27 protein-coding genes are annotated in these 23,957 nt (G+C 68.7%); 13 read left to right on the top strand and 14 right to left on the bottom strand.

Going from position 1 to position 23,957, the window contains the following annotated elements; all coding sequences use genetic code 11:
• Nucleotides 1–150: 150 nt before the first annotated feature.
• The 5 genes from G9C85_RS18435 to hemB all read right to left on the bottom strand — a co-directional run bounded on the left by G9C85_RS18435 (nucleotide 151) and on the right by hemB (nucleotide 3,946).
• The gene (locus G9C85_RS18435) at nucleotides 151–504 is read right to left on the bottom strand and encodes a P-II family nitrogen regulator (protein WP_166042642.1); all 354 of its coding nucleotides are present in this window, start codon (nucleotides 502–504) and stop codon (nucleotides 151–153) included.
• Nucleotides 497–1,990 carry an ammonium transporter gene (locus G9C85_RS18430; protein ID WP_166042641.1) on the bottom strand — a complete coding sequence of 498 codons (1,494 nt, stop codon included), beginning with the start codon at nucleotides 1,988–1,990 and terminating at the stop codon, nucleotides 497–499. Before G9C85_RS18430 ends, G9C85_RS18435 begins: the two co-directional genes overlap by 8 nt.
• Entirely contained in the window at nucleotides 1,990–2,151 is a 162-nt protein-coding gene (locus tag G9C85_RS18425) for a hypothetical protein (protein ID WP_166042640.1), read from the bottom strand. The genes G9C85_RS18430 and G9C85_RS18425 overlap by 1 nt, the downstream gene beginning before the upstream one ends.
• Nucleotides 2,152–2,514: 363 nt before the next feature.
• The gene (locus tag G9C85_RS18420) at nucleotides 2,515–2,883 is read right to left on the bottom strand and encodes an OB-fold nucleic acid binding domain-containing protein (RefSeq protein WP_166042639.1); all 369 of its coding nucleotides are present in this window, start codon (nucleotides 2,881–2,883) and stop codon (nucleotides 2,515–2,517) included.
• 82 nt (nucleotides 2,884–2,965) lie between these two features.
• Nucleotides 2,966–3,946 (bottom strand): porphobilinogen synthase, encoded by a 981-nt coding sequence (hemB, locus tag G9C85_RS18415; RefSeq protein WP_166042638.1) that lies wholly within the window; start codon nucleotides 3,944–3,946, stop codon nucleotides 2,966–2,968.
• 141 nt (nucleotides 3,947–4,087) lie between these two features.
• Here hemB and G9C85_RS18410 point away from each other — a divergent pair, with 141 nt between their 5' ends.
• The 6 genes from G9C85_RS18410 (at nucleotide 4,088) to G9C85_RS18385 (ending at nucleotide 7,841) form a co-directional block, all read left to right on the top strand.
• Complete coding sequence (locus G9C85_RS18410) at nucleotides 4,088–4,732, top strand: DedA family protein (RefSeq protein WP_166042637.1); 645 nt, start codon at nucleotides 4,088–4,090, stop codon at nucleotides 4,730–4,732.
• A gap of 75 nt (nucleotides 4,733–4,807) precedes the next feature.
• The gene (locus tag G9C85_RS18405; RefSeq protein WP_166042636.1) at nucleotides 4,808–5,443 is read left to right on the top strand and encodes a GNAT family N-acetyltransferase; all 636 of its coding nucleotides are present in this window, start codon (nucleotides 4,808–4,810) and stop codon (nucleotides 5,441–5,443) included.
• An 87-nt stretch (nucleotides 5,444–5,530) separates the two neighbouring features.
• Nucleotides 5,531–6,082 carry a GNAT family N-acetyltransferase gene (locus tag G9C85_RS18400; RefSeq protein WP_166042635.1) on the top strand — a complete coding sequence of 184 codons (552 nt, stop codon included), beginning with the start codon at nucleotides 5,531–5,533 and terminating at the stop codon, nucleotides 6,080–6,082.
• Nucleotides 6,083–6,158: 76 nt separating this feature from the next.
• Nucleotides 6,159–6,713, top strand: a complete 555-nt coding sequence (locus G9C85_RS18395; RefSeq protein ID WP_166042634.1) for a GNAT family N-acetyltransferase — start codon at nucleotides 6,159–6,161, stop codon at nucleotides 6,711–6,713.
• 145 nt (nucleotides 6,714–6,858) lie between these two features.
• Complete coding sequence (locus G9C85_RS18390; RefSeq protein ID WP_166042633.1) at nucleotides 6,859–7,188, top strand: hypothetical protein; 330 nt, start codon at nucleotides 6,859–6,861, stop codon at nucleotides 7,186–7,188.
• Nucleotides 7,189–7,400: 212 nt separating this feature from the next.
• Nucleotides 7,401–7,841: a DUF4870 domain-containing protein gene (locus G9C85_RS18385; RefSeq protein WP_166042632.1), complete on the top strand. Its 441-nt coding sequence runs from the start codon at nucleotides 7,401–7,403 to the stop codon at nucleotides 7,839–7,841.
• Between the two features lie 68 nt (nucleotides 7,842–7,909).
• Here G9C85_RS18385 and G9C85_RS18380 read toward each other — a convergent pair whose 3' ends face one another.
• Nucleotides 7,910–10,072 carry a heterodisulfide reductase-related iron-sulfur binding cluster gene (locus tag G9C85_RS18380; protein ID WP_166042631.1) on the bottom strand — a complete coding sequence of 721 codons (2,163 nt, stop codon included), beginning with the start codon at nucleotides 10,070–10,072 and terminating at the stop codon, nucleotides 7,910–7,912.
• A 398-nt stretch (nucleotides 10,073–10,470) separates the two neighbouring features.
• Here G9C85_RS18380 and G9C85_RS18375 point away from each other — a divergent pair, with 398 nt between their 5' ends.
• Together G9C85_RS18375 and G9C85_RS18370 are read left to right on the top strand one after the other, a co-directional pair.
• Nucleotides 10,471–11,100, top strand: coding sequence for a conditioned medium-induced protein 4 (locus tag G9C85_RS18375; RefSeq protein WP_166042630.1), 630 nt, complete (start codon nucleotides 10,471–10,473; stop codon nucleotides 11,098–11,100).
• Nucleotides 11,101–11,242: 142 nt separating this feature from the next.
• The gene (locus G9C85_RS18370) at nucleotides 11,243–11,917 is read left to right on the top strand and encodes a hypothetical protein (RefSeq protein WP_166042629.1); all 675 of its coding nucleotides are present in this window, start codon (nucleotides 11,243–11,245) and stop codon (nucleotides 11,915–11,917) included.
• 54 nt (nucleotides 11,918–11,971) lie between these two features.
• Here the strand turns inward: G9C85_RS18370 and G9C85_RS18365 are convergent, their stop codons facing one another.
• Nucleotides 11,972–12,619 carry an L-threonylcarbamoyladenylate synthase gene (locus G9C85_RS18365; protein WP_166042628.1) on the bottom strand — a complete coding sequence of 216 codons (648 nt, stop codon included), beginning with the start codon at nucleotides 12,617–12,619 and terminating at the stop codon, nucleotides 11,972–11,974.
• A gap of 107 nt (nucleotides 12,620–12,726) precedes the next feature.
• Here G9C85_RS18365 and G9C85_RS18360 point away from each other — a divergent pair, with 107 nt between their 5' ends.
• Complete coding sequence (locus tag G9C85_RS18360; protein WP_166042627.1) at nucleotides 12,727–12,942, top strand: hypothetical protein; 216 nt, start codon at nucleotides 12,727–12,729, stop codon at nucleotides 12,940–12,942.
• A gap of 68 nt (nucleotides 12,943–13,010) precedes the next feature.
• Here the strand turns inward: G9C85_RS18360 and G9C85_RS18355 are convergent, their stop codons facing one another.
• A complete protein-coding gene (locus G9C85_RS18355) occupies nucleotides 13,011–13,526 on the bottom strand; it encodes a redoxin domain-containing protein (RefSeq protein ID WP_166042626.1) in 516 nt (171 codons plus the stop codon).
• Nucleotides 13,526–13,828 carry a glutathione S-transferase N-terminal domain-containing protein gene (locus G9C85_RS18350; protein WP_166042625.1) on the bottom strand — a complete coding sequence of 101 codons (303 nt, stop codon included), beginning with the start codon at nucleotides 13,826–13,828 and terminating at the stop codon, nucleotides 13,526–13,528. The genes G9C85_RS18355 and G9C85_RS18350 overlap by 1 nt, the downstream gene beginning before the upstream one ends.
• A 157-nt stretch (nucleotides 13,829–13,985) precedes the next feature.
• Between G9C85_RS18350 and G9C85_RS18345 the strand changes: the two genes are divergently transcribed.
• A complete protein-coding gene (locus G9C85_RS18345; RefSeq protein WP_166042624.1) occupies nucleotides 13,986–15,395 on the top strand; it encodes a hemolysin family protein in 1,410 nt (469 codons plus the stop codon).
• A 33-nt stretch (nucleotides 15,396–15,428) separates the two neighbouring features.
• Here G9C85_RS18345 and G9C85_RS18340 read toward each other — a convergent pair whose 3' ends face one another.
• Nucleotides 15,429–16,622, bottom strand: a complete 1,194-nt coding sequence (locus G9C85_RS18340) for an inorganic phosphate transporter (protein ID WP_166042623.1) — start codon at nucleotides 16,620–16,622, stop codon at nucleotides 15,429–15,431.
• Nucleotides 16,623–16,729: 107 nt separating this feature from the next.
• Nucleotides 16,730–17,428 (bottom strand): DUF5828 family protein, encoded by a 699-nt coding sequence (locus G9C85_RS18335; protein ID WP_166042622.1) that lies wholly within the window; start codon nucleotides 17,426–17,428, stop codon nucleotides 16,730–16,732.
• Between the two features lie 132 nt (nucleotides 17,429–17,560).
• Here G9C85_RS18335 and upp point away from each other — a divergent pair, with 132 nt between their 5' ends.
• The 3 genes from upp (at nucleotide 17,561) to surE (ending at nucleotide 20,159) form a co-directional block, all read left to right on the top strand.
• Nucleotides 17,561–18,238, top strand: coding sequence for a uracil phosphoribosyltransferase (upp, locus tag G9C85_RS18330; protein WP_166042621.1), 678 nt, complete (start codon nucleotides 17,561–17,563; stop codon nucleotides 18,236–18,238).
• Between the two features lie 109 nt (nucleotides 18,239–18,347).
• A complete protein-coding gene (locus tag G9C85_RS18325; RefSeq protein ID WP_166042620.1) occupies nucleotides 18,348–18,557 on the top strand; it encodes a hypothetical protein in 210 nt (69 codons plus the stop codon).
• Nucleotides 18,558–19,292: 735 nt separating this feature from the next.
• Nucleotides 19,293–20,159 carry a 5'/3'-nucleotidase SurE gene (gene surE / locus G9C85_RS18320; protein WP_166042619.1) on the top strand — a complete coding sequence of 289 codons (867 nt, stop codon included), beginning with the start codon at nucleotides 19,293–19,295 and terminating at the stop codon, nucleotides 20,157–20,159.
• Between the two features lie 39 nt (nucleotides 20,160–20,198).
• Here the strand turns inward: surE and G9C85_RS18315 are convergent, their stop codons facing one another.
• The 3 genes from G9C85_RS18315 to G9C85_RS18305 form a co-directional block, all read right to left on the bottom strand.
• The gene (locus G9C85_RS18315; RefSeq protein ID WP_166042618.1) at nucleotides 20,199–21,437 is read right to left on the bottom strand and encodes an MFS transporter; all 1,239 of its coding nucleotides are present in this window, start codon (nucleotides 21,435–21,437) and stop codon (nucleotides 20,199–20,201) included.
• 4 nt (nucleotides 21,438–21,441) lie between these two features.
• Nucleotides 21,442–22,848 (bottom strand): signal recognition particle protein Srp54, encoded by a 1,407-nt coding sequence (locus G9C85_RS18310; protein ID WP_166042617.1) that lies wholly within the window; start codon nucleotides 22,846–22,848, stop codon nucleotides 21,442–21,444.
• 243 nt (nucleotides 22,849–23,091) lie between these two features.
• Nucleotides 23,092–23,664 (bottom strand): response regulator transcription factor, encoded by a 573-nt coding sequence (locus tag G9C85_RS18305; protein WP_166042616.1) that lies wholly within the window; start codon nucleotides 23,662–23,664, stop codon nucleotides 23,092–23,094.
• Nucleotides 23,665–23,957: the final 293 nt, after the last annotated feature.

Below are 23,957 nucleotides of genomic sequence, written 5' to 3'. Positions count from 1 at the left end.
GGCGGGGACCTTAGCAGAGTTGGGTGTGGTGAGTCTTGCCGACGTCTGCGACGGTCGCGTGCGGTCGGCGAGACGGAACGGCTCCGAGGTCGGCGAGACGGAACGGCTCCGAGGTGGGCAACCACGGTTCGCAGGGCGTTCGTCGGGCGGTCAGACCGCGTCGGGGCCGGTGTTGCCGGTGCGGACCTGGTAGGCGTCGTCGACGGGGAGCGTGAAGATCTTCCCGTCGCCCTTCTCGCCGGTCTTCGCGGCGTCGGCGATCGCTTCGACGACGTCCTCGGCGGGGACGTCGGCGACGACCGTCTCGACCTTGACCTTCTGGTGGAGGTCGACGACGTACTCCTCGCCGCGCCACTGGCTCTTCTTCGCGGGCTGACTGCCGCGCCCGGAGACGTCCGTCACCGTCAACGACGGTGCGCCGACCTCCGAGAGCGCGCGCTTGACGTCCGTGAGGCGGTCGGGGCGGATGACGGCGACGATCATCTGGATCTCGCCGTCAGTCATCGCCCTCACCTCCGTCACTCGCGGCGGTCGCACCGTCGGTACGGACGTCACCCTCCGTGCCGCCGTCGGTACGGACGTCACCCTCCGTGCCGCCGTCCGCGCTCACCGTGGGACGGCTCGACTCGGGGTTGCTGTTCCCGACGAACTCGGGGTACGTCGAGATGCCGTGTTCGCCGACGTCGAGCCCGGCCTCTTCCTCTTCCTCGGAGACGCGGAGGCCGACGAGGGCGTCGAGCGCGAGGAGGACCGCGCCGGTCGCGAGCACCGTCCACGTGGCGATGACGAGGACGCCGACGACCTGCATCGCGAGCTGGTCGACGCCGAGGAACGCCCAGCCGTCGCCGAGGATCGCGGTCCCGCTACTGGACGCACCGAACAGCGGGATGAGTATCGTGCCGACCGCGCCGGCGACGCCGTGGACCGCGAAGACGCCGCAGACGTCGTCGATCTTGAGCGTGTCGACGGTGAAGCGGTACGCGGGCAGGACGAGCGCGCCGCCGAGCGCGCCGAGGAGGAGGCCGCCCCACCACGTGACGTGCGGGACCGCGCCCGTCACGGCGACGAGGCCGGCGAGCAGGCCGTTGGCCATCCAGAGCGGGTCGGGTTTGCCCTGCCAGTACGTCGAGACGGCCATCGCGGCCATCGCGCCGGCGCCCATGCCGAGCGTGGTGACGAGGACGACGCGCCCGAGTGCGGCGCCCATGAACGCGACGGAGCCGTCGTCGGCGACCGAGAGCACGGTCGCTTGCGTGCCGACGTTGAACCCGTACCAGCCGAACGCGAGGATGAGCGTGCCGAGCACCGCGAGCAGCATCGAGTGCCCGGGGATCGGCTGGCTGTCGCCGTTCGCGTCGAACCGGCCCTTGCGCGGGCCGACCAGCTTCGCGGCGACGAGGCCGGCGAGACCGCCGACCATGTGGACGACGGTCGCACCCGCGAAGTCGAGGTAGCCGACGCCGAGCGCGGCGCCGACGAACCCGCCGGTGCCGTCCGGCGTCGGTCCCGAGAGCAGCCCGCCGGCCCACGTCAGGCCCTGAACGGTCGGGTAGACGACGGCGGTCACGGCGACGACGAGGAGGACGTACGCGCGGAAGTCCATGCGTTCGGCGACGGCGCCGGAGACGATCGTCGCGGCGGTCATCGCGAACACGGCGCCGAACACCCAGTCGATCCAGCCGACGGCGCCGGGCGATCCGACGTACGAGAACGCGCCCATGACGTCGAGCGCGGAGCCGGAGGTGAGCGCGGCGACGACGCCGGCCAGTCCGGCGCCGACGACGAAGTACACGAGCACGCCGAGCGCCCAGTCCGTCATGTTCTTCATGAGGACGTTCCCGACGTTCTTCGCGCGGACCTGGCCGGCTTCGAGCAGCGCGAAGCCGGGTTGCATGAAGAAGATGAGGAAGGAGACGACGAGCACCCAGACGTAGTTGATGCCGTTGGCGATCGTCTGGGGGTCGGACTGAAGTGGTACCGTCTCGAGCATCAGGATTCGACCTCGGCGAGCGTCGCGAGCAGGTCGTCGTTCACGGTGCGATCACTCCGGGGCTGGTCGTCGTCCGCGGTGCGGTCGTCCAGAGTCCGGTCGTCGGCCGACTCGCTGTCGAACCCACCACCCCTACCGCAACTATCTGAACGTTCGTCCACGATACGTTCCAATTTGCACGCGTTCGTGTTCCGAGTCACGGATAGTCGTCATAGCACCACAGCATATAAGGATAAGCGTTGACGTTTGGCCAAGAATACGACCTCCTAATGGACGTCCGTACGAACTTGAATCGGATACGATGTGTTTAAGGTTGTATTCCGTCCGGTAATCGTGCGTCCAATCGTACAGAACTGGACGTTCGTGAGGACTACTGGAACCGCGGCGACGCCCCTCGCGTCACTCAACGAAGCGACTAATCGGAGGACGGCGTCGACCCACTCCCCGCGGCAAGAATTGCACGCGGCCACCCACCGACCGCAACGAGCACTCGTCTCGAGGACCGGACAGCAGACGCCGAACCGCTAGGAGAGCGTCGTCGTATCCTCGTCGATGACGGCGTCGTACTCGCTGTCCCGCGTCGACTCCACGTCGACCGTCCCCTCGATCTCGACGCAATCGCCCTCGTCGAGCACCTCCTTGTCGTACGCGTACCCGCCGCCTGGAAAGATCCGGAGCGACCCCGTCGTGTCGTCGACGACGATACCGAACCCGTCCTCGTTCAGGTCCGAGACCGTCCCCTCCACGGCCACCTCGTCGTACGCCGCCGGTTCCTCCGCGATGTTCGCGGCCTCGTGCTCGCCAGCGCCACACGACAGCAGCCCCATGCAGCCAGCGGTCGCACTCGCACCCACGGCACCACCCACACCCCCAATTAACTTGCGTCGGCACATACCCTGTACCATAGCCCTATGTGTATAAAAACATTCTATTGGGCGCGCGAACGCGACCGGGCGTCGCCGAGCTCCCACGGCGTTACTGCGCCGCGGCGAGGCGCTCCGCGAAGTACGTCACGACGAGGTCCGCGCCCGCCCGCTTTATGGAGAGGACGGACTCTCTCGCCGTGGCCTCCAGGTCCAGCCAGCCCCGGTCGGCGGCGGCGTGCAGCATCGCATACTCGCCGGAGACGTTGTACGCCGCCACCGGCCGGTCGAACTCGCGGCGGACGTCCGCGACGACGTCCAGGTACGGGAGCGCGGGCTTGACCATGAGGACGTCCGCGCCCTCCGCGACGTCGAGCGCGACCTCGCGGCGGGCCTCCCGGCGGTTCGCCGGATCCATCTGGTAGTGTCGGCGGTCGCCGAACGCGGGCGCGCCGTCCGCGGCGTCCCGGAACGGCCCGTAGAACGCCGACTCGTACTTCGCCGCGTACGACAGGACGGGGACGTTCGCGTGCCCGGCGTCGTCGAGCGCCTCGCGGATGGTCGCGACCATCCCGTCCATCATCCCCGACGGCGCGACCATGTCCGCGCCCGCCTCGGCGTGACTTGCCGCGATCTCGCCGAGCAACGGCAGCGTCTCGTCGTTCTCCACGGTCAACTCCGCTGCGTCGTGCGCGTGCGGTTCCAGCACGCCACAATGCCCGTGCTCCGTGTACTCGCACAGGCAGACGTCCGTGATGACGTACGCGTCCGTCGCGTCCGCGATTCGACGCGTCGCCTCCTGGACGACGCCGTCTTCCGCCCACGCCCGCGACCCCGACCCGTCCTTGGACTCGGGGATGCCGAACAGCATCACGGCCTCGACGCCCGTCTCGAGCACCTCCTCGACGCGCGCCACCGCCTCGTCGACCGGCACGCGCTCGTGGCCGGGCATCGACTCGATCGGTACCCGTTCGTCGGTCGTCGCGTCCACGAACACGGGCGCGACGAGGTCCGTCGCCCGTACGTCGTGCTCGCTCACCAGGTCGCGCACGCCGTCCTTCCGGAGGCGACGCGGACGCTCGATGCGATCCATGCGCGAGACTCCGCACGCTCCCGGGTTAACCGTGACGTTCGCCGCGCAGGTGTGCCCGAGGACCCGCAGAGCCGCCGGCCGGTGATCACGTTGCAGGCGATGACACAACGCATATACCCGCCCGGCAGCGAGTCGTAACGGATGACGACGGACGTCTCCGACGGTGCTCGCACCGACCGCAGTCGCCTCCGATGGGTCCTCGTGGAGTACGGACCGCTCGCGGTCGCCGTCGGGTTCGCACTCCTCGCCGTTGCCGGCATCGCGCTGTTCCTCGTCGGCGACGAGTCCCTCGCTCGACAGTTCCTCGACCGGTACGGGATGGCCGCGCTGTTCGCGATCCTCGTCCTCGAGGGCGCGATGCTCCTGTACTTCGCGCCGAGCGAGGCGCTCGTCCCCGCGAGCATCCAGTTGCTCGCCGCCTCGGAGAGCGACCACGCGACCATCGCGGCGCTGATCCTCGTTGCCGCCGCGGGCGCGACCGTCGGCCAGTACGCGCTGTTCACGCTCGCCAAGCGCACCGGCCGCGACTGGCTTCTGGAGCGCACGTGGTTCCGCGTGAGCGAATCCCGCCTGGAGCGCTTCGAGGGCTGGTTCGACCGCTGGGGGCGCGCCGCCGTCCCCATCTCGAACGCGCTCCTGTTCACGCGCGGCATGCTCACGGTGCCCGCGGGGTTCGCGGAGATGAGCGACGCCGAGTTCGTCGCGCTCTCCGCGCTCGGGAGCATCGTGTTCCAGACGTGGCTCGCGCTCGCGTGGCTCGGCGTGCTCGAACTCGGCGTGTTCTGACGGCCGCGCCCCTGACCACGCGCGTCGTGACACCGATTCGGAACGTTTTCGGTGGAGTGCGTCGCGGTCGATAGTATGCCCGGTGCCGCCTTCGCGACCGGCGACCGCGTGACGCTCCGAACCGTCGAGACCGAGGACGCGACCTTCATCCGCGACCACTCGAACGCGCCCGCGGTCCGCGACCCGATGACGCTCTCCGGGCCGCGGAACCGCGACGCCGTCGCGGACCACATCGACGGGGACGTCGACGACGGCGTGCAGTTCTTGGCGTGCGTCGACGGCGACGACGTCGGGTTCGACGAGGCGTACGTGCGCCGCGGCGATGACGCACCCGCGGACGTCGACGCCGTCGAACCTATCGGGCTCGTGATGCTCTTCCATATCGACGAACGGGAGGGGACGGCGTCGTTCGCGTACTGGCTCGCACCGCCCGCTCACGGGAACGGGTTCGGGACCGAAGCCGCCGCGCTCGCGCTCGACTACGCGTTCGGGCACCGACGCCTGCATCGCGTGAACGCGCGCGTCCTCGAGACGAACGACCCCTCCATCGGGCTCCTCGAGACGCTCGGGTTCGAGCACGAGGGCACGCAGCGCGAGGAGAAGCTCGTCGCCGGCGAGCGCATCGACACCCGTTGTTACGGCCTGCTCGCCGACGAGTGGGAGCGCGCTCGCGAGAGCCTCGAGGTCCCGCTGGACGACCGGAGCGTATAGTCCGCCGGAAGCCGGCCCCTCGACGACCACGAGACGCGCTCGCACGCCCCCACAAAGGCTTTTCTCGCGTCCGCGTATCGCCGAGGTATGCCTGGAGCAGTCTTCCTGCGCGGCGACCGCGTGACTCTGCGAACCGTCGAGCGAGAGGACGTCGACTTCGTCCACGACCACAAGAACCAGCCGGCGGTGCATCGGTCGTTCATCTGGCCGTACCCCGAGAACCGCGACGACGTCGAGTCGTACCTGTTCGAGGGCGACGACGACGGCGACGTGTCGCTGCTCGCGTGCGTCGACGGCGAGGACGGCGACCCAGAGCCCGTCGGCGAAGTCGGACTGAGCGTCGACGAACGCACGCGGGAGGGCGAGATCGGACTCTGGATTGCGCCGCCGTACTGGGGCGAGGGCTACGGGACGGAGGCGAGCGAGATGCTCGTCGACTACGCGTTCGCCGAACGGAACCTCCATCGCGTCTGGGCGGCCGTCCTCGAGACGAACGAGGGCTCGAAGCGGATCTGGGAGAAACTCGGGTTCGAGCACGAGGGCGTCCACCGCGAGAGCGAGTTCATGGACGGCGCGTACCGCGACATGCACGTCTACGGCGTCCTCGAGGACGAGTGGCGCGAGCGCGACGGCGCCTGAATCCCACCCGAACCGGCGCGTCACGCGTTCGCACGGCCCCACAAGGGTTTTTCAGGGCGGCCGAGACGGTCGTGGTATGCCCGGACCCGTCTTCCTGCCCGGCGACCGCGTCTCCCTACACACGATCGAAGAGGGCGACCTCGAGTTCCTGAACGAGAACGTCAACGACCCGCGCGTGCGCCGTCCGCTCACGTCCGCGGACCCCGCGAACATGGCGCAGAGCGAGGAGTTCTTCGAGAACGTCGTCGCCGGCGAGGACTCCCTTAACCTCCTCATCTGCGTCGAGAGCGACGAGGGCGACCCGGAGGCCGTCGGCGACATCGCGCTGTTCGACGTCGGCGACCGCACGCGAGACGGCGAGATCGCGATCACGGTCGCGCCAGAGCACTGGGGGAACGGGTACGCGACCGAAGCCAGTCGACTGCTCGTCGAGCACGCGTTCGACGAACGGAACCTCCATCGGCTCCAGACGCGCGTGCTGGCGACGAACGACGCGTCGCGACGGATCTGGGAGAAGCTCGGGTTCGAGCACGAGGGCCGGATCCGCGAGAACCAGTACGACGACGGCGAGTACGTCGACACCCTCTACTTCGGTCTGCTCGAACGCGAGTGGCGCGAGCGAGCGGACTGAGGACGACGACGTCGGCTGGCCCGCTTCGTTCGTCCGCAGCCCTAGGGGTCGCTCCGGCGTCGGAACCACTCGTGGACCAACCGTCAGGGAGATGGCCACCACGTGTCACGGTACCTATATCTCCTCGGCGGTCGTATCGGTAGGTATGGTCAAGAAGTTCACCTTCCTGGAGCTCCACCTCGACGACGCCCGATTCAGCAACGCGGTCGGCAGCACCCCGGAGGAAGCGAAGGAACTGCTCGCCGACGCGGACGCCGAGCTGACGAGCGACGACGGGATGGACGACGAGACGACGGACGAATCGTCGGGTCGCTCCCCCGGTCGCGCGCTCGCCGGCATGGCGCTACTCGTCGTCGTCGCGCTCGGCGTCCGAACCATCGCCCGCCGCCTCCGCTCCGGCGACGAGTCCCCGGCGTCGATGGACGCCGAGGATGCGTCCGTGGAGGTCGACCTCGACGAGCCCGTCGAGGCCTGAAACGTCCCTTTTCCCGGTATTCGATTCGACGCTGCGCGCTCTTCGAGGACGCCAGGTCGGCGCCGCCGACGTCCGAGACGCGGTGTCAGTCTGTTCCTTTCCAGAGACATACCAGATACCGACCGTTCGCCGTCCATGATATTCCGATATTGTTAATTACACATAGACTATACTTAAGCACTCGCGAGTGGTAGATGGTACCGAGACCCATCATGGCGACAGAAGACGTCGACAACACCACCAGTACCGACGAACCGACCACCGCGGAACCCACTTCGGGAACCGGCCTCGAGTCGAACCTCGCCGGCGCCCTCGCGTACCTCTTCGGCGCCCTCACCGGCATCCTGTTCTACGTCCTCGAACCCGAGGACGAGTTCGTGCGATTCCACGCCGCCCAGAGCATCGCCCTCTCCGTCGGGTTCTTCGTGCTCGCGATCGCGTCCACGATCGTCACGTCGATCCTCGGCGTGCTCGCCGGCTCCGGCACCGGCGCGGGCCTCGCGTTCGGACTCGTCTCGCTCGTCGTCAGCCTACTCTGGCTCGTCGTCGCCCTCGCCGGATTCGGCCTCTGGCTGTTCCTCATGCTCCGCGCGTACCAGGGTGAGCGCACGCGCATCCCCGTCCTCGCCGACGTCGCCGACCGCATCGCCTGAATAACGTCTGCAGACACAGTAGCCCCTCCTTTTCGACGATACGACGAAGAACGACGACGGCGACCGCGTCAGGCTTCGATCTGGTCTTCGACGCCGAGTGCTTCGACGATGAGTTCCGCGACGTCGACGACTTCGATCTCGTCCTCGAACCCGCCGGTCTTCCGGCCGTCCTCGTACATCGTCATGCACATCGGGCACGCGACGACGAACTTCTCGACCGCCGCGCCCGCCTCGGTGTCGTTCAGGGCCTCGCGGAGGCGTTCCTCGCTCGGCTTCGTCTCCTCCTCGAGCTCCATCCAGAGGCCACCGCCGCCGCCACCGCAGCAGAACGAGTCCGCGCGATTACGGGGCATCTCGTGGAGCTCGCAACCCGTCGCCTGGACGAGTTCGCGGGGCGCCTCGTACTCGTCGTTGTACCGTCCGAGGTGACACGGGTCGTGGTACGTGACCGTGTAGTCGAGTTCGGTGCCGGAGAGGCCGAGCGCGTTCCGCTCGACGAGTTCCTCGACGACCTGCGTCCAGTGGTGGACGTCGATCTCGCCGTCCTCGTTCCACTGGCCCTCGAACTCGAACGGCATCATCGGGTCGTCCGCGAACTCCTCGAAGTCGACCTCCGGGTACTCGTTCTTGAACGTGTTGTACGAGTGCGGGTCCGTGCAGACGAGGGTCTCGAACTCGCAGTCCTCGAAGGACTCGACGTGATGGCCCGCGAGTTCGACGTAGAGGAACTCCTCGCCGGTGCGGCGAATGTCGTTCCCGTCGTACTTCTCGTCGTCGAACAGGATGCCGAACGAGACGTCCGCTTCCTGGAGGATGGTCGCGAGCGACCGCGCGACCTTCTTGTTCCGGTCGTCGTAGCTCGGGTAGTCGCCGACGTACCAGAGGTACTCGACTTCCTCCTCGCGGGCGTCCGTCACCTCGAAGTCGAGCGGGTCCGCCCAGTCCGCGCGCTTGCGCTGCGGGTCGCCGAACGTGTTGCCCTTCTGCATGACGTTCTGGTAGACGTCCTGCATGTTCGGGTCGATCTCGCCCGTGTCCGTGAGCTCGCGGTTCATCCGCGTGAAGCTATTCAGGTGCTCGATCTCGACGGGGCACGCGTCCATGCACGCCATGCAGGACATGCAGGACTCCATCGTCTCCGCGTCGACGACGCCGCCGCCGTCGGCGACGATCGGTTTCTCGTCGCCGCCCGCGTCGAGGTTCTCTCGGTACTGCTTCAAGTCGAGGATGACGTCGCGCGGGTCGAGCGGCCGTCCGCTCGCCTTCGCCGGGCACGCCGACGAGCACCGCCCGCACTTCGTGCACGCGTCCTGATCGAGGATCTCCTTCCAGCTGAACGAGTCGATGTCCTCCGCGCCCGTGTCGGCGTCGAGGTCCGCGGGGACGCCCGGCAGGCGCTTCCCGGCCTTCTCGTCGCGCGCGACGACGTTCGCGAAGCTCGAGATCATGTGGAACGGCTTCGCGTACGGGATCGCGGCGACGAACACGAGCGCGAGGACGGCGTGACTCCACCACGTCAGCGGATAGACCGCAGTCGCCATCGACTCGCTCATCCCGGCGGCGGCGAACGAGTCCGCGACGAACAGTCCGACGAAGCTCACGGACTCGAAGTCCGGGCGGCCGGTGCCGAGGATGCGGACGCCCTCGGTGACGTACCCGCCGACGCCGAGCGCGAACAGCGTCCACACGAACAGGCCGTCCTCGGCGCTCGTGTGCTTCCCCCAGAGGCGGTGGTTCTGGACGACGTACCGCCGGTAGAGCGCCATCCCGATCCCGACGACGAACAGCAGTCCGAGCGCGTCCATGACCAGGGAGTACGCGAGGTAGAACTCGTCGACGAAGAACGACTGCTTGTTCCCGAGGACGATGTCGGTCGTCTTCCGGACGGCCCACTCGTCGAACGCGAGGATGACCGTCCCGATGAACAGCGTCAGGAAGCCCCAGAGGATGAACGTGTGCATCACGCCCGCGTAGAGGTCCCTGTCGAACTGCTTCTCGTTCGAGGCGACGATCTTCGTCGCCTCGAGCACGCGACGGCCGAGGTCGTTCGTGCGCTCGAACCAGTCCTCGTCGCCCTGTGCGTACCGCGCGAAGCGGTCGTAGACGCCCCACGCGAACACGATGGTGGAGAGGGCTGCGAGGTAGTAGAAGATGGCCTCCCCCGTGTGACTGATCTGCCAGAAGGTCGGGCGAGTGGTCTCCTGTGCGAGCGGTACCAGCGGAACTGTCATAGTCTATCACCCGGCCGATTCGGGCTTAAATCTTGTTACACTCGCCAGGGAGCCCGCTCCCGTCTTGCGGGAATTCGAAATAGGTTTTCCGTTTCTCTGTCCGAGTGGCGTTCCGTCTGGCGATTCGCCCGCACGCGACGCCAGCTCGTCGACGGCGACGCGACGGGCGTCGCCCGACCAGTGCAGTCGATCGACCGACGCCCACGAACGGCCCACCCACCGGACGCGCAGTCGAATCCTCCGCGATTGGTGGTCGCCATGACCCCGTATACTCGCGGTTGGTCGTCACCATCGCGAGTAGCCGCCTGCTTTCCGACTCGTTCCGGGACGTAGCCTCCTCCTACCCCCGCGAAGCAAGTGGTACGTTTATGTACCGTGGGTGGTAGAGTGTTCCGTTGATGGACCGCAAGACCGAGGAACTCCGCGACATCTTCATGGACGTCGCCGGCGACGACACCGTCACCGAGTCCCAGGAGGAGTCCCGGGGGTCCCTCACCGACCGCCCTGACGACGACAGCCGACTCCACGAGATCGTCGGCACCCTCCGCGAACGCTACGGGTTCGGGACCGACCTGGACGACGACGCGCTCGTGCACCTCGTCCGTGCCGTCTACGACGGCCAGGACGACGACGAGATCGCGGACGCCCTCGACGCGAACGTGGACGCGTTCGAGGTGTTCATCGCCCGGACGGACCTCCACATCGTCGACGAGAACGACGACCTCCCCGACGAGACCGACCTCCCCGACGACGGCGTGCCGGACGGCACGGCGCTCGACGCGCTCCGGGACGCGCGCGAGGAGGGCCTCGACGCCGTCGCGGACGCGTTCGACGTGGACGAACGCACCGCGCGCCGATACGTGATCGCGCTCGACGCCGTCGAGCAGTCCCGTGCCGCGAACGACCGGTACCGGGACGCGTTCGACGACGCGCTCACCGACGCCGGCCTCTCCACGAACCTCGACAGCGCCCGCGAGGACGGCCTAGACGAGGCGACCGAGGGGATGGAGGTCGACGTCGACTTCTGAGCTATCGGCCGCCACGACCGCCCTGCGGCCTGCGGCGGCTCCCGACCGCCACGACCGCCCTGCGGCCTGCGGCGGCTCCCGACCGCCACGACCGCTCTCCGCCCCAGCGAACCCTTTTCTCGGATGCCGCGCCAACGTCGGCGTGCTCGCCTTCAGCGACCTCCGAACCGCCGCGTACTGTCCGCGTCAGCTCTGGTACGCCCGCAAGCACGACGACCGCGCTCCGCCCGACCGGGTCGACGCCGTCCGCGAGGTAGCGACGCGCTACCACGAGCTACTCGACGCCGAAACCGATACCGGCCAGCCTGACCCGCTCGCGGACGCACCCATCGAGGCGCCGCCTGGGACGTGGCGCGAGCGCGTCGAGCGCGTCCGCGAGCGCGAACCGCGGTTCCGGGACCTCGACCGGCCGGCGGCGACTGACGTCTTCCTCGCCGGACGGGAGTGCCACGGCGTCGCATCGAAGGTCCTCCCGGACCCGCCGCTCCCGTCGCTGGTGTCGCCGGGGCGGCCGCCCGAGCAGGGCGTCTGGGAGCCACACGCGGTGTGGGCGGTCGCCGCGGCGAAGGCGCTGGCCTGGGAGCGCGAGCGTCGCGTCGACGAGGCCGTCGTCGAGTACCCCGCGTACGGCGTCGTCCGCCGCGTCCGCCTGACGACCCGGAAGAAGGCGGCCTATCGGTCGGCGATACGGGAGGTCCGGGAACTCGACGCACCACCCGAGCGCCTCGACGACACCGCGAAGTGCGATCCGTGCCGGTTCGCGAACGAGTGCGGCGTCGCCACGCGCACCCTCCGGTCGCGGCTCGCAGAACGATAGGTCGACTCGCTGGACGGTATTCGACCCGCCGACCGCCGCCAGGTCGGTCGCCGACTACGGCGGGTGTTCGTCGAGCCAGGCCTCGATGGCGCCGGCGAGCGCGCCCTCGCGGACGATCTCGCCGGTCGCGGGGTCGACGACCGTGCTCTCGGTGCCGTCGGTGCGGCCGCCGTCGAGCACCGCCGCGACCGACGCCTCGAACTCGGAGTCGAGGTCGTCGGGGTGGCGGACGCTCGGGTGCCCGGAGCGGTTCGCGCTCGTCGCCGTCACGGGCGTGCCGGCGGCCGCGAACAGGTCGAGCGCCAGGTCGTGCTCGGGGACGCGGACGCCGACGCGGTCGCCGCCGGCGACGAGGACGTCCGGGACGTGCGGCTCGCGGTCGCAGAGGACGGTGACGGGACCGGGGAGGAACGCCCGCATGAAGGCCACCTCGCGCTCGGTCGCGGCGACGTGCTCGCGGGCGGCGGCGACGCTCGGCACGCCCATCGACAGCGGCTTCGAGCGGTCCCGGCCCTTCGCCGCGAACGCCCGCTCGACGGCGTCGGGATTCAGGGCGTCCGCGCCGAGGCCGTACACGGTCTCCGTCGGGTACACGACGAGGTCGCCGTCGCGGATCGCCTGCGCCGCGGCCGCGACCGAATCGGCAGCCTGCGCTACGTCGTCCGAATCGGTAGCCGGCGCTACCTCGTCCGAATCGGTCATACGAAGACGTACCGTCAGCACGGCAAAGAAGCCGCTGGTTTCGCGCCGGAATCGACCGAGAGCGCGGAAGGGAAGACTGAATGACGTCGGCCTGCAGGTGCGAACGAATGGAGATCGGTTTCGACGGGCGAACGCTGGTCGTCAACCACGTCGTCTACGCGCTCTGGACGCTCCTCCTCGTCCCCCTCGAGGACCCGCTATCGATGGTCCGCGGCGACGTCGGCGTCGGGTTCGGCGCGGTGCTCGCGCTCTGGGGCGTCTCGGGGCTGGCGCTGGTCGCCATCGACTGCATCGTCGCGTACCGGTTGCTCGCCAGCGAGTAGTCCACGCTGGCGTCCTCGATCGCGAGCGGGCCGTCGTCGAGCGCGACTGGGGCGCTCTCGAGTGCGACTCAGGCGTCGGGGAGTTCGGCCTCGATCTCGTCGTACGGCGGGAAGTCCGGCCACTCCGCGGCGACCCACGCGTACTCGACGGTTCGGTCGGTGTCGAGCAGGAACACGGACGGCCGTGGTTCCGTGACGCCCGTCATGCCGTCGAGGTCGTGGACGACGCCGAACTGCTCGGCGACGCCGTTCTGGGGGTCGGAGAATATCGGGTAGTCGATGCCGCGGTCGCGAATCGTCTCGGTCGTGTCGTAGGGGTCGCTGACGGTGACGCCCACTATCGAGACGTCGTAGTCCGCCTCCCAGTCGCGCTCGCGGAGTTCGTTCCACGTGTACGTCGCCGGGAACGCGCCGTTCATCGTCGTGAACACGAGCAGCACGGGGCCGTTCGCGAGGAGCGAGTCGAGGCTGCGGTCCTCCCAGAACTCGTCGTTCACGAGCGGCCGCGTGAAGGCAGGTGCCGTCTCGCCCGCCTCCGGGTGGTCGCTCTCGGGGAGCGAGACGACGTCGAAGTCGAGCTCCATCAGACCGCGCCTCCGTCCGCCGCCGCGGGCTGATCTCCGGAGTCAGTTTCGTTCCCGTACGTCGCGTGCAGGTACGCGACGATGTTCGCGGACTCGCTCATCGTCACGCCCGTCGACTCGTCGACGATGGCGGGTGCGGTCCGCGACCCGCTCACGCGCTGGACGACGTTCCGGCGCGAGTGCAGCGGTTCCACGAACCGCGAGCGATAGTCGAGGTCGTACTCGTCGAGCACGCGGACGACGCGCTCGCAGAACGGGCACGCCTGGAGCCGGTAGAGCGTTATCTCGGGGGTCGCTTCCATGCTCGAACGATGGGGCCGCGCGGACTAAGGGACTTGGGACGCGGCAGGCGCCCGCTCGCGAGGAAGCGTCGGTCGTGGCGTCGACGCACCACAGTATCCGGTCGGTTCGGAGGGAAGAAAAGAGTTAATCCGGCAGGATACCAAGGTCTGGCACTGAATGGGTTCATCGCTTAGTGCTGCATCTGCGGGCCTGGTGCCGGCGTACACCCTCCCGTTCGTCGGCGTCGAGCTGGGAGATACCGCCATCGCGATCATCGGGAGCGTCGTCATCGTGCTCCTCATCCTGCTCTCGGGGTTCTTCTCCTCCTCGGAGATCGCGATGTTCTCGCTCGCCAACCACCGCATCGAGGCGCTGGTCGAAGAGGGGCAGCGGGGCGCGAACGTCGTCGCGCAACTCAAAGAGGACCCGCATCGGCTCCTCGTGACGATCCTCGTCGGGAACAACCTCGTGAACATCGCGATGTCCTCGATCGCGACGGGGCTGCTCGGGTACTACCTCGGGCCGAACAACCAGGGGCTCGCGGTCGCCATCTCGACGTTCGGGATCACCGCACTCGTCCTCCTGTTCGGGGAGAGCGCGCCGAAGAGTTACGCCGTCGAGAACACGGAGTCGTGGGCGCTCCGGATCGCGCGTCCGCTGAAGACCGCCGAGTACGTCCTCCTCCCGCTCATCGTCGTCTTCGACTACCTGACGCGGCTCGTGAACAAGGTCACGGGCGGCCGGTCGGCGATCGAGACGAGTTACGTGACGCGCACGGAGATCCAGGACATGATCAAGACCGGGGAGCGCGAGGGCGTCATCGAGGAGGACGAGCGCGAGATGCTCCAGCGCATCTTCCGGTTCAACAACACGATCGCGAAGGAGGTGATGACGCCGCGCCTCGACATGGACGCCATCTCGAAGGACGCGGACATCGAGGAGGCGATCCAGCAGTGCATTCACGGCGGGCACGCGCGCCTGCCGGTGTACGAGGGGAGTCTGGACAACATCATCGGCGTCGTCCACATCCGCGACCTCGTCCGCGACCTGAACTACGGCGAGAACGGCGGCGAACTGGAGCTGGCGGACCTCATCCAGCCGACGCTGCACGTCCCCGAGTCGAAGAACGCGGACGACCTGATGGCGGAGATGCGCGAGAACCGGATGCACATGGTCATCGTCATCGACGAGTTCGGCACCACGGAGGGGCTGGTGACGATGGAGGACATGATCGAGGAGATCGTCGGCGAGATCCTCGAAGGCGAGGAAGAAGAGCCCATCGAGCAGGTGAGCGACGACGAGGTGCTCGTCAAGGGCGAGGTGAACATCGAGGAAGTCAACGAGTTCCTCGGCATCGAGCTCCCGGAGGGCGAGGAGTTCGAGACGATCGCTGGCTTCATCTTCAACCGATCGGGCCGGCTCGTCGAGGAGGGCGAGGTGATGGAGTTCGGTCGCGTCCGCATCACGGTCGAGAAAGTCGAGAATACGCGCATCATGAAGGCGCGACTCACGCTGCTCGACGACGACGAACGCGGCGACGTCGAGGAGGACGTGGACGTCGACCCCGGCGAAGTCCCGACCGAGTGATCGCGGGTCGAACGCACCGGCATCGGCGACGCGCTACAGCAGGACCGCGTCGACGACCCAGAAGCCGGCGTAGGCGACGACGAACGAGAGGACGAGCGACCCGATCCACGCGGCGACGGTCTTCAGCATCTTCTCGCGACTGACGCCACTGGACCCGGCGGCGTACCCGCTCCCGACGATCGTGGAGACGATGATCTCGTTGAACGAGACGGGGACGCCGAGGAAGATCGCGACCTGCGCGATCGAGAACGCGGGGATGAGTGCGGCGATCGACCGCCGCGGGCCGAGCGACGAGTAGTCCTGACTGAGTGCCTTGATCATCCGGGGGGCGCCCGTCCACGAGCCGACGAGGAGCCCGAAGCCGCCGCCGACGAGGAGGACGACGAGCGGGACCACGATGGCGCTGCCCTCGCCGACGAGCGGCGTGAGCGGGCCGATGGCGAGCCCCACCTGGCTGCCGCCGGCGGAGAACGCGACGAGGCCGCCGAGCGCGACGAGGAAGTGCTGCTGGCCGGTGGCTTCGTCGCTGCGGAGGTCGAGTGCGAGGACGCCCGCGACGGCGAGCGCGAGCGCGGCCGTGACCGCGACGACGCCCGCGGTCGACGCGACGTCGAGCGCGACGGCGATCGCAGCGGCCATCGACCGCGTCTCGCCCGCCGGGCCGAGAAGCGTGAATCCGATGTTCGCGACGATCGCGCCGACGATCGCGGCGAGGACGGGGACGACGACGCGCTCGCTCACGCGCTCCGAGCGCAACAGTCGAGCAGTCACGTACGCGACGAACCCGCCGACGAACGGGATCGCGGACCAGACGACGACGAGCTCCTGGTACTTCGCCATCGCTGGATCGCCGCCCATCGCGAGGCCGACGCCGACGACCGCACCCGTGACGGTGAACGCGGTCGCGATCGGGTAGCCCGTGTAGACGCCGACGGCGACGAGGACGGCGGCGACGATGAGGCCGACGGTCGCGGCTTCCGCCGAGAGCGACGCGTTCAGGACGAGCTCTGAGCCGACGGCTTCGGTGACGTTCGCGCCCTGGAGGACGGCACCCGCGAACCCGAGGATGCCGACGACGAACCCGGCGCGCATCACGCCGATGGCGTTCGCGCCGACCGCGGGCGCGAACGGCGTCGACCCGGAGGAGCCGGCGCCGATCGTCCACGCCATGAACAGACTCGCGACTCCAGCGACGCCGAGCGTGACGAGCGTGCCCGCGTCAACCATCTCGTATCACTCCGAGTGTCGGCCGGTACAAGTAGCCGTCGCCTGCGGCCGATTGCGCGACGCCACACGTCGCACTCCGAGGGGGACTGCGACGGCGGGCATCGACGCTAGTTCTGGTCGGGTCGCGACCGGCCGTCGGTGGTCGACTCCGGGGGTTCGACGCCCTCGGCGGCCTCGGCCATCTCGGTGTCCTTCTCGGTGTCGACGTGCCAGCGGTCGACGGTGTCCTCGTACTCGTAGAGGCGGTCGGCGACCTCGTCCTTGAGGTCGTCGTCGTTCACGTTCACCTCGAACACGAACGTGTCGTCGTCCCCGCCGGTCTGCTGGATGTTCGCCGAGACGAGTGCGTTGTCGAAGTAGTACGGCGCGAGCTGGGTCATCACGTGCTGGTAGACGGTGTCCTCGACCTTCCGGAGGGCCTTCCGGCCGGCGGAGTCGGCGGCGCGGGCGACGTACCCGATGGACTTCCGCCACTCCTCGACGGCGTCGTCGGTCTCGCCGTCGCCGAGGCGCTCGTAGGACTCCGTGATCTTCTCGCCCGCTGACTGGACGTCGTCGCCGGGTTCCTTCCCGGCCTTCTCGCCTTCGCCCTCCTCGACGCTCGCCTGGTCGGCGGTCTTCGGCGCCACGTCGTCGTCGATGTCCTCGTGGTGCTTTGGCCGCCACGCCTCCCACTCCTCGAACGCCGCCTCGTAGGACGACGCCGGGACGTCGAGGTCCCGGAACGCCCGCGTGACGCGTTCGCCGTGCTCGACGACGTCGGACCACGACCCGCGGACTTTGAAGCCGGAGATGCTCTCTTCCATCTGGCTACGACCCTATACTGGCCGCGTACATAAACTTCACCCGCTACCCGCCATCGCGACGCGTGGTGGCTTTGAGCACGGGAAGCGCGGCCGACCGACAGTTTCTATTGGCCGCGAATCGGGCGTTCTGGTATGACGATCGAGAACCGGGACGAGGCGTACCTCGTCACGCACGCCCTCGCGAAGGACACGCTGTCGGAGCTCCGGAGCGTCGACACCGAGCAGGTCGCGTTCCGGAAGGGCCTCGTGAAACTCGGCCGCATCTGCGGGTACGAGATCATCGACGGACGGATGGAGACGGAGTACGTCCAGATCGAGACGCCGATGGCGGACACGATGGGCGAGCGCGTCAAGGGCCTCGACGACGTCGTCATCGTGAACGTCCTGCGCGCGGCGACGCCGTTCGTCGAAGGACTCCTGAAGGCGTTCCCGCGCGCTCGCCAGGGCGTCATTTCCGCGAGCCGCGACGAGGAAGCCGGCCGGAACGACGACGGCGAGTTCCCCATCACCGTCGACTACGTGAAGCTCCCCGAGATCACGGAAGAGGACACCGTCATCGTCGCGGACCCGATGCTCGCAACGGGATCGACGATGGCGACCGTCCTCGATCACGTCCTCGAGAGCGCAACCGAGCCCGAGCACCTCATCTGCCTGTCGGCGGTGTCCGCGCCAGAGGGCCTGGTGCGCGTCGCCGACCAGTGCCCCGACGTCGACCTCCTCACCGTCGCCATCGACGACGAACTCGACGAGAACGGCTTCATCGTTCCCGGCCTCGGCGACGCCGGCGACCGCGCGTTCCGCACCACCTGACCGCCACGGACTGCCCGCGACCGCGCGTTCCGCACGACAGGGCTCACGTCGCCGCGAACGCTCGCGCGTGGCGCGGGGGTTTATTACGAGTGGCGTGCACGTAGCGGGCATGACGGAGGACGCGTGCGACGAGTGCGGGGAGCCGGTGTCGGATGCGCTGGCGCGTACGGTCCGGCTCGCGGTCGACCGGACGCAGATCGACTCCCAGCGGCTCTGTCCCGACTGCTTCGCGGCGTGGATCGACCGCTATCAGGCGGAGATGCAGCCGGGGTCGGCCGACGAGCCGACGATCACCGACGACGACATCATCGTCGACTGACCGGTCTTCGGGCGGGCCGCGCGACGACCGTCTCGTCCCTGTGAGGGAGCGACTGCTGCGAGAACCCCGAGCGTCCCGAGGAACTCGGACGCCGTCGACGCGGCCCGAACCCCCTCGTTTCGAGTGTAGACCGCGTGATGACCGAGCGTCTGACGCTCCACTCGTTCCACTCGAGACGCCCCACGTGACTGGTCGGGTCGAGTGTGAAGGCCCCCGGAGCGCTCCCCAGAGCCGGCCGAGGACCCCCGCACACCCTCGTTTCGAGTGTAGACCGCGTGATGACCGAGCGTCTGACGCTCCAGGTGTTCCACCCGAGACGCCGCGTAGACGCCCCAGAGCGGGGTTCGACGGCCCGTGTCGCTCCCGAGACGACCGATCGAACCCCCTCGTTTCGACTCCACGACCGCCCGCCTGCCCGGGACGAACGGCCCATCGACCTCGGGTCGAAGCCGTCCGTTCCTCGCGGACGCCCCGTCAGGCCCGAGCGAGGGCATTCGCCGTCGCGCTCGCGGCGAACCCCCTCGTTTCGAGTGTGAAATCGCCCGAGTGCGCTCCAGTGACCGGGGTCGGAGCTCCGTCCGAAACGCACCCCAGTACGCCACCGTATCCCACACCGTCGCTCCGTCGGCCCGACGCCGCCCGCGCCGACCGCAACCCCCGATTTCGGGTGCAGTCGGCGTCGTCGACGCCCGACCTTCCGAAAGCCGTTTGAGCGAACGCGACAACGCTCGTGCAATGACCGAGGTCCTGCTGACGAACGACGACGGCATCGACGCCGACGGCCTCGCCGCGCTCTACGAGGAACTCAGAGCGATCGGCGACGTCACCGTCGTCGCGCCCACGGAGAACCAGAGCGGCGTCGGCCGCGAGCGCTCGAGTTACGTCACGCGCGAGGACCACCCGTGGGGGTACGCGGTCGACGGCACGCCCGCGGACTGCGTCGCGTACGGCCTCCGGGGGCTCGACGCGGACTTCGACCTCGTCGTCTCCGGGTGCAATCACGGTCCGAACCTCGGCGCGTACGTCCTCGGCCGCTCCGGGACCGTCGGCGCCGCGATGGAGGCGGCGTTCCTCGGCACGCCCGCGGTCGCCGTCTCCGCGTACCACACGCGAGAGTTCTTCGTCCGTCCCCCGGACGCCCACGACTTCGACCCGCCCGCTCGCGTCGCACGCGACGTCGTCGAGCGCGCGCTCGCCGAGGGCGTCTTCGACGCGGTCGACGTCGTGAACGTGAACGCACCCATCGAGGACGCCGACGCGAAGGTCCGACTGACGCGCCCCGACGTCGACTTCGACCTCCACGTGGAGCGCCACGAGGACACCGCCGACCTCCCCGTCGACGTCGAAGACGACCAGGACGTCATCGGCCTCCAGGACAGCCTCTGGCCGCACGTCGTCGGCTGGGAGAACCCGATGCCGGGCATCGACGAGCACCGCGAGCGCTACGACGTCGGGACCGAGCGCCGCGCCGTCATCGACGGCGAAGTCGGCGTCTCCGGTCTGACCGCGCCGCGGAACGCCGTCGAGACGGACGCACTCGGACGCGTCGTCGACGCCGTCGACGGGTCGCGAGCGAGCGTACCGGACGCCGGCGACGAGTGACGCGGGTTCGGGGACGCGGGACTCGGTGCCGGAGCGAACTCAGTCCGCGAGGACCGCGACGGCCGCGAGCGTCGCGAGCGCGGCGACGAGTGCGGCGAGGAGGGCGCCGAAGGCGACCTGGAACCCGAAGCTCTCGGCGAGGACGCCCACGGTCGCCGGTGCGATCGCGCCGACGCCCATGATGGCGGTCCTGACGGCGCCGAGCGCGCCGCCCGCGACGTCGTCGGGGACGAGGTCGACGAGGTACGCGCCGCGGACGGGGCGGAAGCCGTGGCTGCCGAGGCCGAACGAGACGATACCGACTGCGAGCACGAGCACGGGAGCGGTCGGGACGGCGACGACGACCGCGAGGCCGGCGGCGGCGAGCGCGAGCGTCCCGCCGAGGACGGGGAGGCGGCCGAACTCGTCGCTCGCGCCGCCCGTGAGGACCTGGACGACGCTCACCGCGAACACGGCCGCGTACAGCAGGCCGGCGGTGCCGTCGGAGAGCTCGGCGGCGTCGACGAGGTACGTGGGGAGGAAGGCGACGGCGCCGTTGTAGGTGAACGAAAAGAGGACGGTGACGGCGACGAACGCGGCAACGTCGCGGTCGCCGAAGAGCGCGGCGTACTCGCCGACGGTGGCGGTGTTCGCGGCGTCGCCGGCGCCGGCGTCGCCGACGCGAGCGGGGACGCGCCGCGCGAACGCGGCCGCGAGGACGAGCCCGACGACGCCGGTCGCGAGGAAGATCGCGGGCCAGTCGACGACCGCGGCGAGGACGCCAGTGGTCGCGGCGACGACCGCGATCGGGGCGACGACGCCGCCGAACGACCCGAACGTGTCCATCACGCCGAGCGCACGCCCGGTTCGCGAGACGTACACGCGCGAGAGGAGGGGGACGGCGACGGTCTTGTGCGCGCCCGTGCCGACACCGACGACCACCATCGCCGCGACGAGCGCAACGAACGGGAGCGGCGCTCCGAGAGCGACTGGGGCCGCGATCGCGAGCGCCGCCAGTGCGGCGAGGACCGCGCCCGCGGTGACGACGCGCCACCCACCGACGCGGTCCGCGAGCATCCCCGACGGCAACTGCATCGCGGCGTACGCGAGCATCAGCGCCGTGAACGCACCGCCGACGACGGCGTTCGACACGCCGTACTCCGCTGTCAAGGTCGGGAACAGCGGCGGGAACAAATAGCGGAGGAACTTCGCGAGGAACCAGATGCCCGCCGTCAGGACGAGCGCGTCCAGCCGAGAGACGCGCGAGCGATACGCCGCGACGGTCGAACGCGAGCCCACCGCTTCAGTCGCCGAACGGACCCTTGCCGCCGCCCATACCGCCCATGCCACCCATGCCGCCACCGCCTTCGCCCTGCATCTTCTTCATCATCCGCTGCATGTCGCCGTCCATCCCGCCCTGGAACTGGTTGAGCGTCCGCTCCATCATCTTGTGCTGCTGGAGGAGTTCGCGGACTTCCTCCTCGTCGCACCCCGAGCCGCGCGCGATCCGCTCGACCTGCGTCTGCCCGACGCCGCGGGGGTTCTCCATCTCCTTCTCCGTCATCGAGTCCATGATCACCTCGAACCGACGCATCCGGTCCTGAGTGACGTCCATCGCGTCGTCCGGCAACTGGTCCTTGATGCCGCCGCCCATCCCCGGGATCATGTCCATGATCTGGTCGAGCGGCCCCATGTTGTTCATCGCCTCCAGCTGACGCTGCATGTCCTTCAGCGTGAACTCCCCCTTCAGCATGTCCTCGGGGTCCCAGTCCTCCTCCTCGTCCCCGGTCTCCTCCATCGCGCGCTCGACGCGCTCGGTGAGTTGCTTGAGGTCGCCCATCCCGAGCAGCCGCGAGATGAAGCTCTCGGGCTCGAACCGCTCGATGTCCTTGACCTCCTCGCCGGTCCCGAGGAACCCGATCGAGGAGTCCGTCTGGTCGACCGCCGTCAGCGCACCGCCACCCTTCGCGGTCCCGTCGAGCTTCGTGATGACGACGCCATCGATCCCGATGGACTCGTCGAACTGACTCGCCTGGTCCTTCGCGCCCTGCCCGATCGCGGCGTCCAGTACCAGGAGCGACCGGTCCGGGTCGACCGCGGACTCGATCTCCTCGATCTCCGCGATGAGGTCGTCCTCGAGCGCGTGCCGACCCGCCGTGTCCACGATGTGGACCTCTGCATCGCTCGTCGCCTCGAGACCCTCGCGAGCGATCTGGACGGGGTCGTCGCAGTCGGGGTCGCCGTAGAACTCGACCTCCGCGCGCCGACACATCTCCTTGGCCTGGTCGTACGCGCCCGGCCGGAACGTGTCCGTCTGGATCACCGCGGGCCGCAGGCCCTTCTTCGAGAACCACCACGCCATCTTCGCCGCGGACGTCGTCTTCCCCGACCCCTGGAGGCCCGCGAGCATGATCGTCTGCCCCTCGAGGGGGATCTCGGTGGACTCGCCGACGAGGTCGACGAGTTCCTCGTACACGATGCGGAGGACGTGGTCCCTGGCGGTCGTCCCCTGCGGCGGCTCCTCGTCGAGCGACCGCTCCTTGATGCTGTCGGAGAGGTCCATGACGAGCGAGACGTCGACGTCGGCCTGCAGGAGCGACCGCTGGATCTCCTTGACGACCTCCTCGACGTCTTCCTCCGAGATGCGTGACTTCCCGCGGAGCGTGTCGAGCGTGCCCCGCAGAGAACTGCCGAGGTCGTCGAGTACCATAATTGCACGCAGGTACGTGGCTCCGGCGTAAATGCCTTTTTCTCGCCGCTCGCCACGACCCCGATACTGCTAGGAAATCGAACAGAAATTCGCTTCTGGACACCTTTTTGCGTCCGGCGCCAATAGTTCTGGACGCAGTCGGTGCCTCGCCAACGCTGGCTGTCATCCACCCACTTCCATCACTTTCGCTGCCGTCGACTCGCCCACCAGCGACGGCCACGGCACTCGCGCTCGGCAGGAGCGTCAGGCGCGACCGCGGTGCGACGAGCGGTACGCCTCGAGCACGTCCTCGAAGTCGTCGACGGTCCGCTGGAGACGGTCCTTCAGTTCGTCGTACTCGTCGACGAGTGCCTCCCACTCCGGTTCGCCCGAGAGCGCCATCTCGCGGTGCTCCGCGAGCAGCACCCGACGCTTGGTCTCCAGCCTGAGGAACCGCTGGAGGTCCGCGTCGTGCTCGCGCGCCCGCATCTGGAGTTCGATCGCGTTCGCGAGGTCGTCGTGCTGTACGGGCTTGACGAGGTAGTCGTCGAACGGCATCTCGAGGACGTCCAGATCCGGGTCGATCGCCGTCACCACGATCACCGCCGGGTCCGCGTCTCGACGCTCTAACATCTCCAGGACGTCGTCCCCCGAGTACCCCGGCATCCGTCGGTCGAGTAACACCACGTCCACCGTCTCGTCGACCTCGGCGAGGAACGCCTCCCCCTCGTATACCGTCCGCACGTCGTACTCCCCGCGGAGCCAGAGCGTGAACATGTTCGCGAGCTTCTCCTCGTCGTCGACGACGAGCACGGTCGTCTCCTGATCACCTGGCATTCGCTTATCGGACCTCTAACACGTGGGGGGACTTAGCCGTTGTAGCCGTCGACGACGTCCCGCCACGGAAGAAACCCGACCGCAGCCGACCACGCGGCGTCGAGCAGGTCGATCACGCGACGTCGAACGGGCAGTCGACTACGCGGCGTCGAGCCGGCAGTCGATCACGCGACGTCGAACGGGCAGTCGACTACGCGACGTCGAACGGGCAGTCGACTACGCGACGTCGAACGGGCAGTCGACTACGCGACGTCGAACGGGCAGTCGACTACGCGACGTCGAACGGGCAGTCG

The organism is Halorubellus sp. JP-L1, from assembly GCF_011440375.1.
Classification (GTDB): domain Archaea; phylum Halobacteriota; class Halobacteria; order Halobacteriales; family Natrialbaceae; genus Halorubellus.
This window is presented reverse-complemented; position numbering and strand designations above follow the sequence as displayed.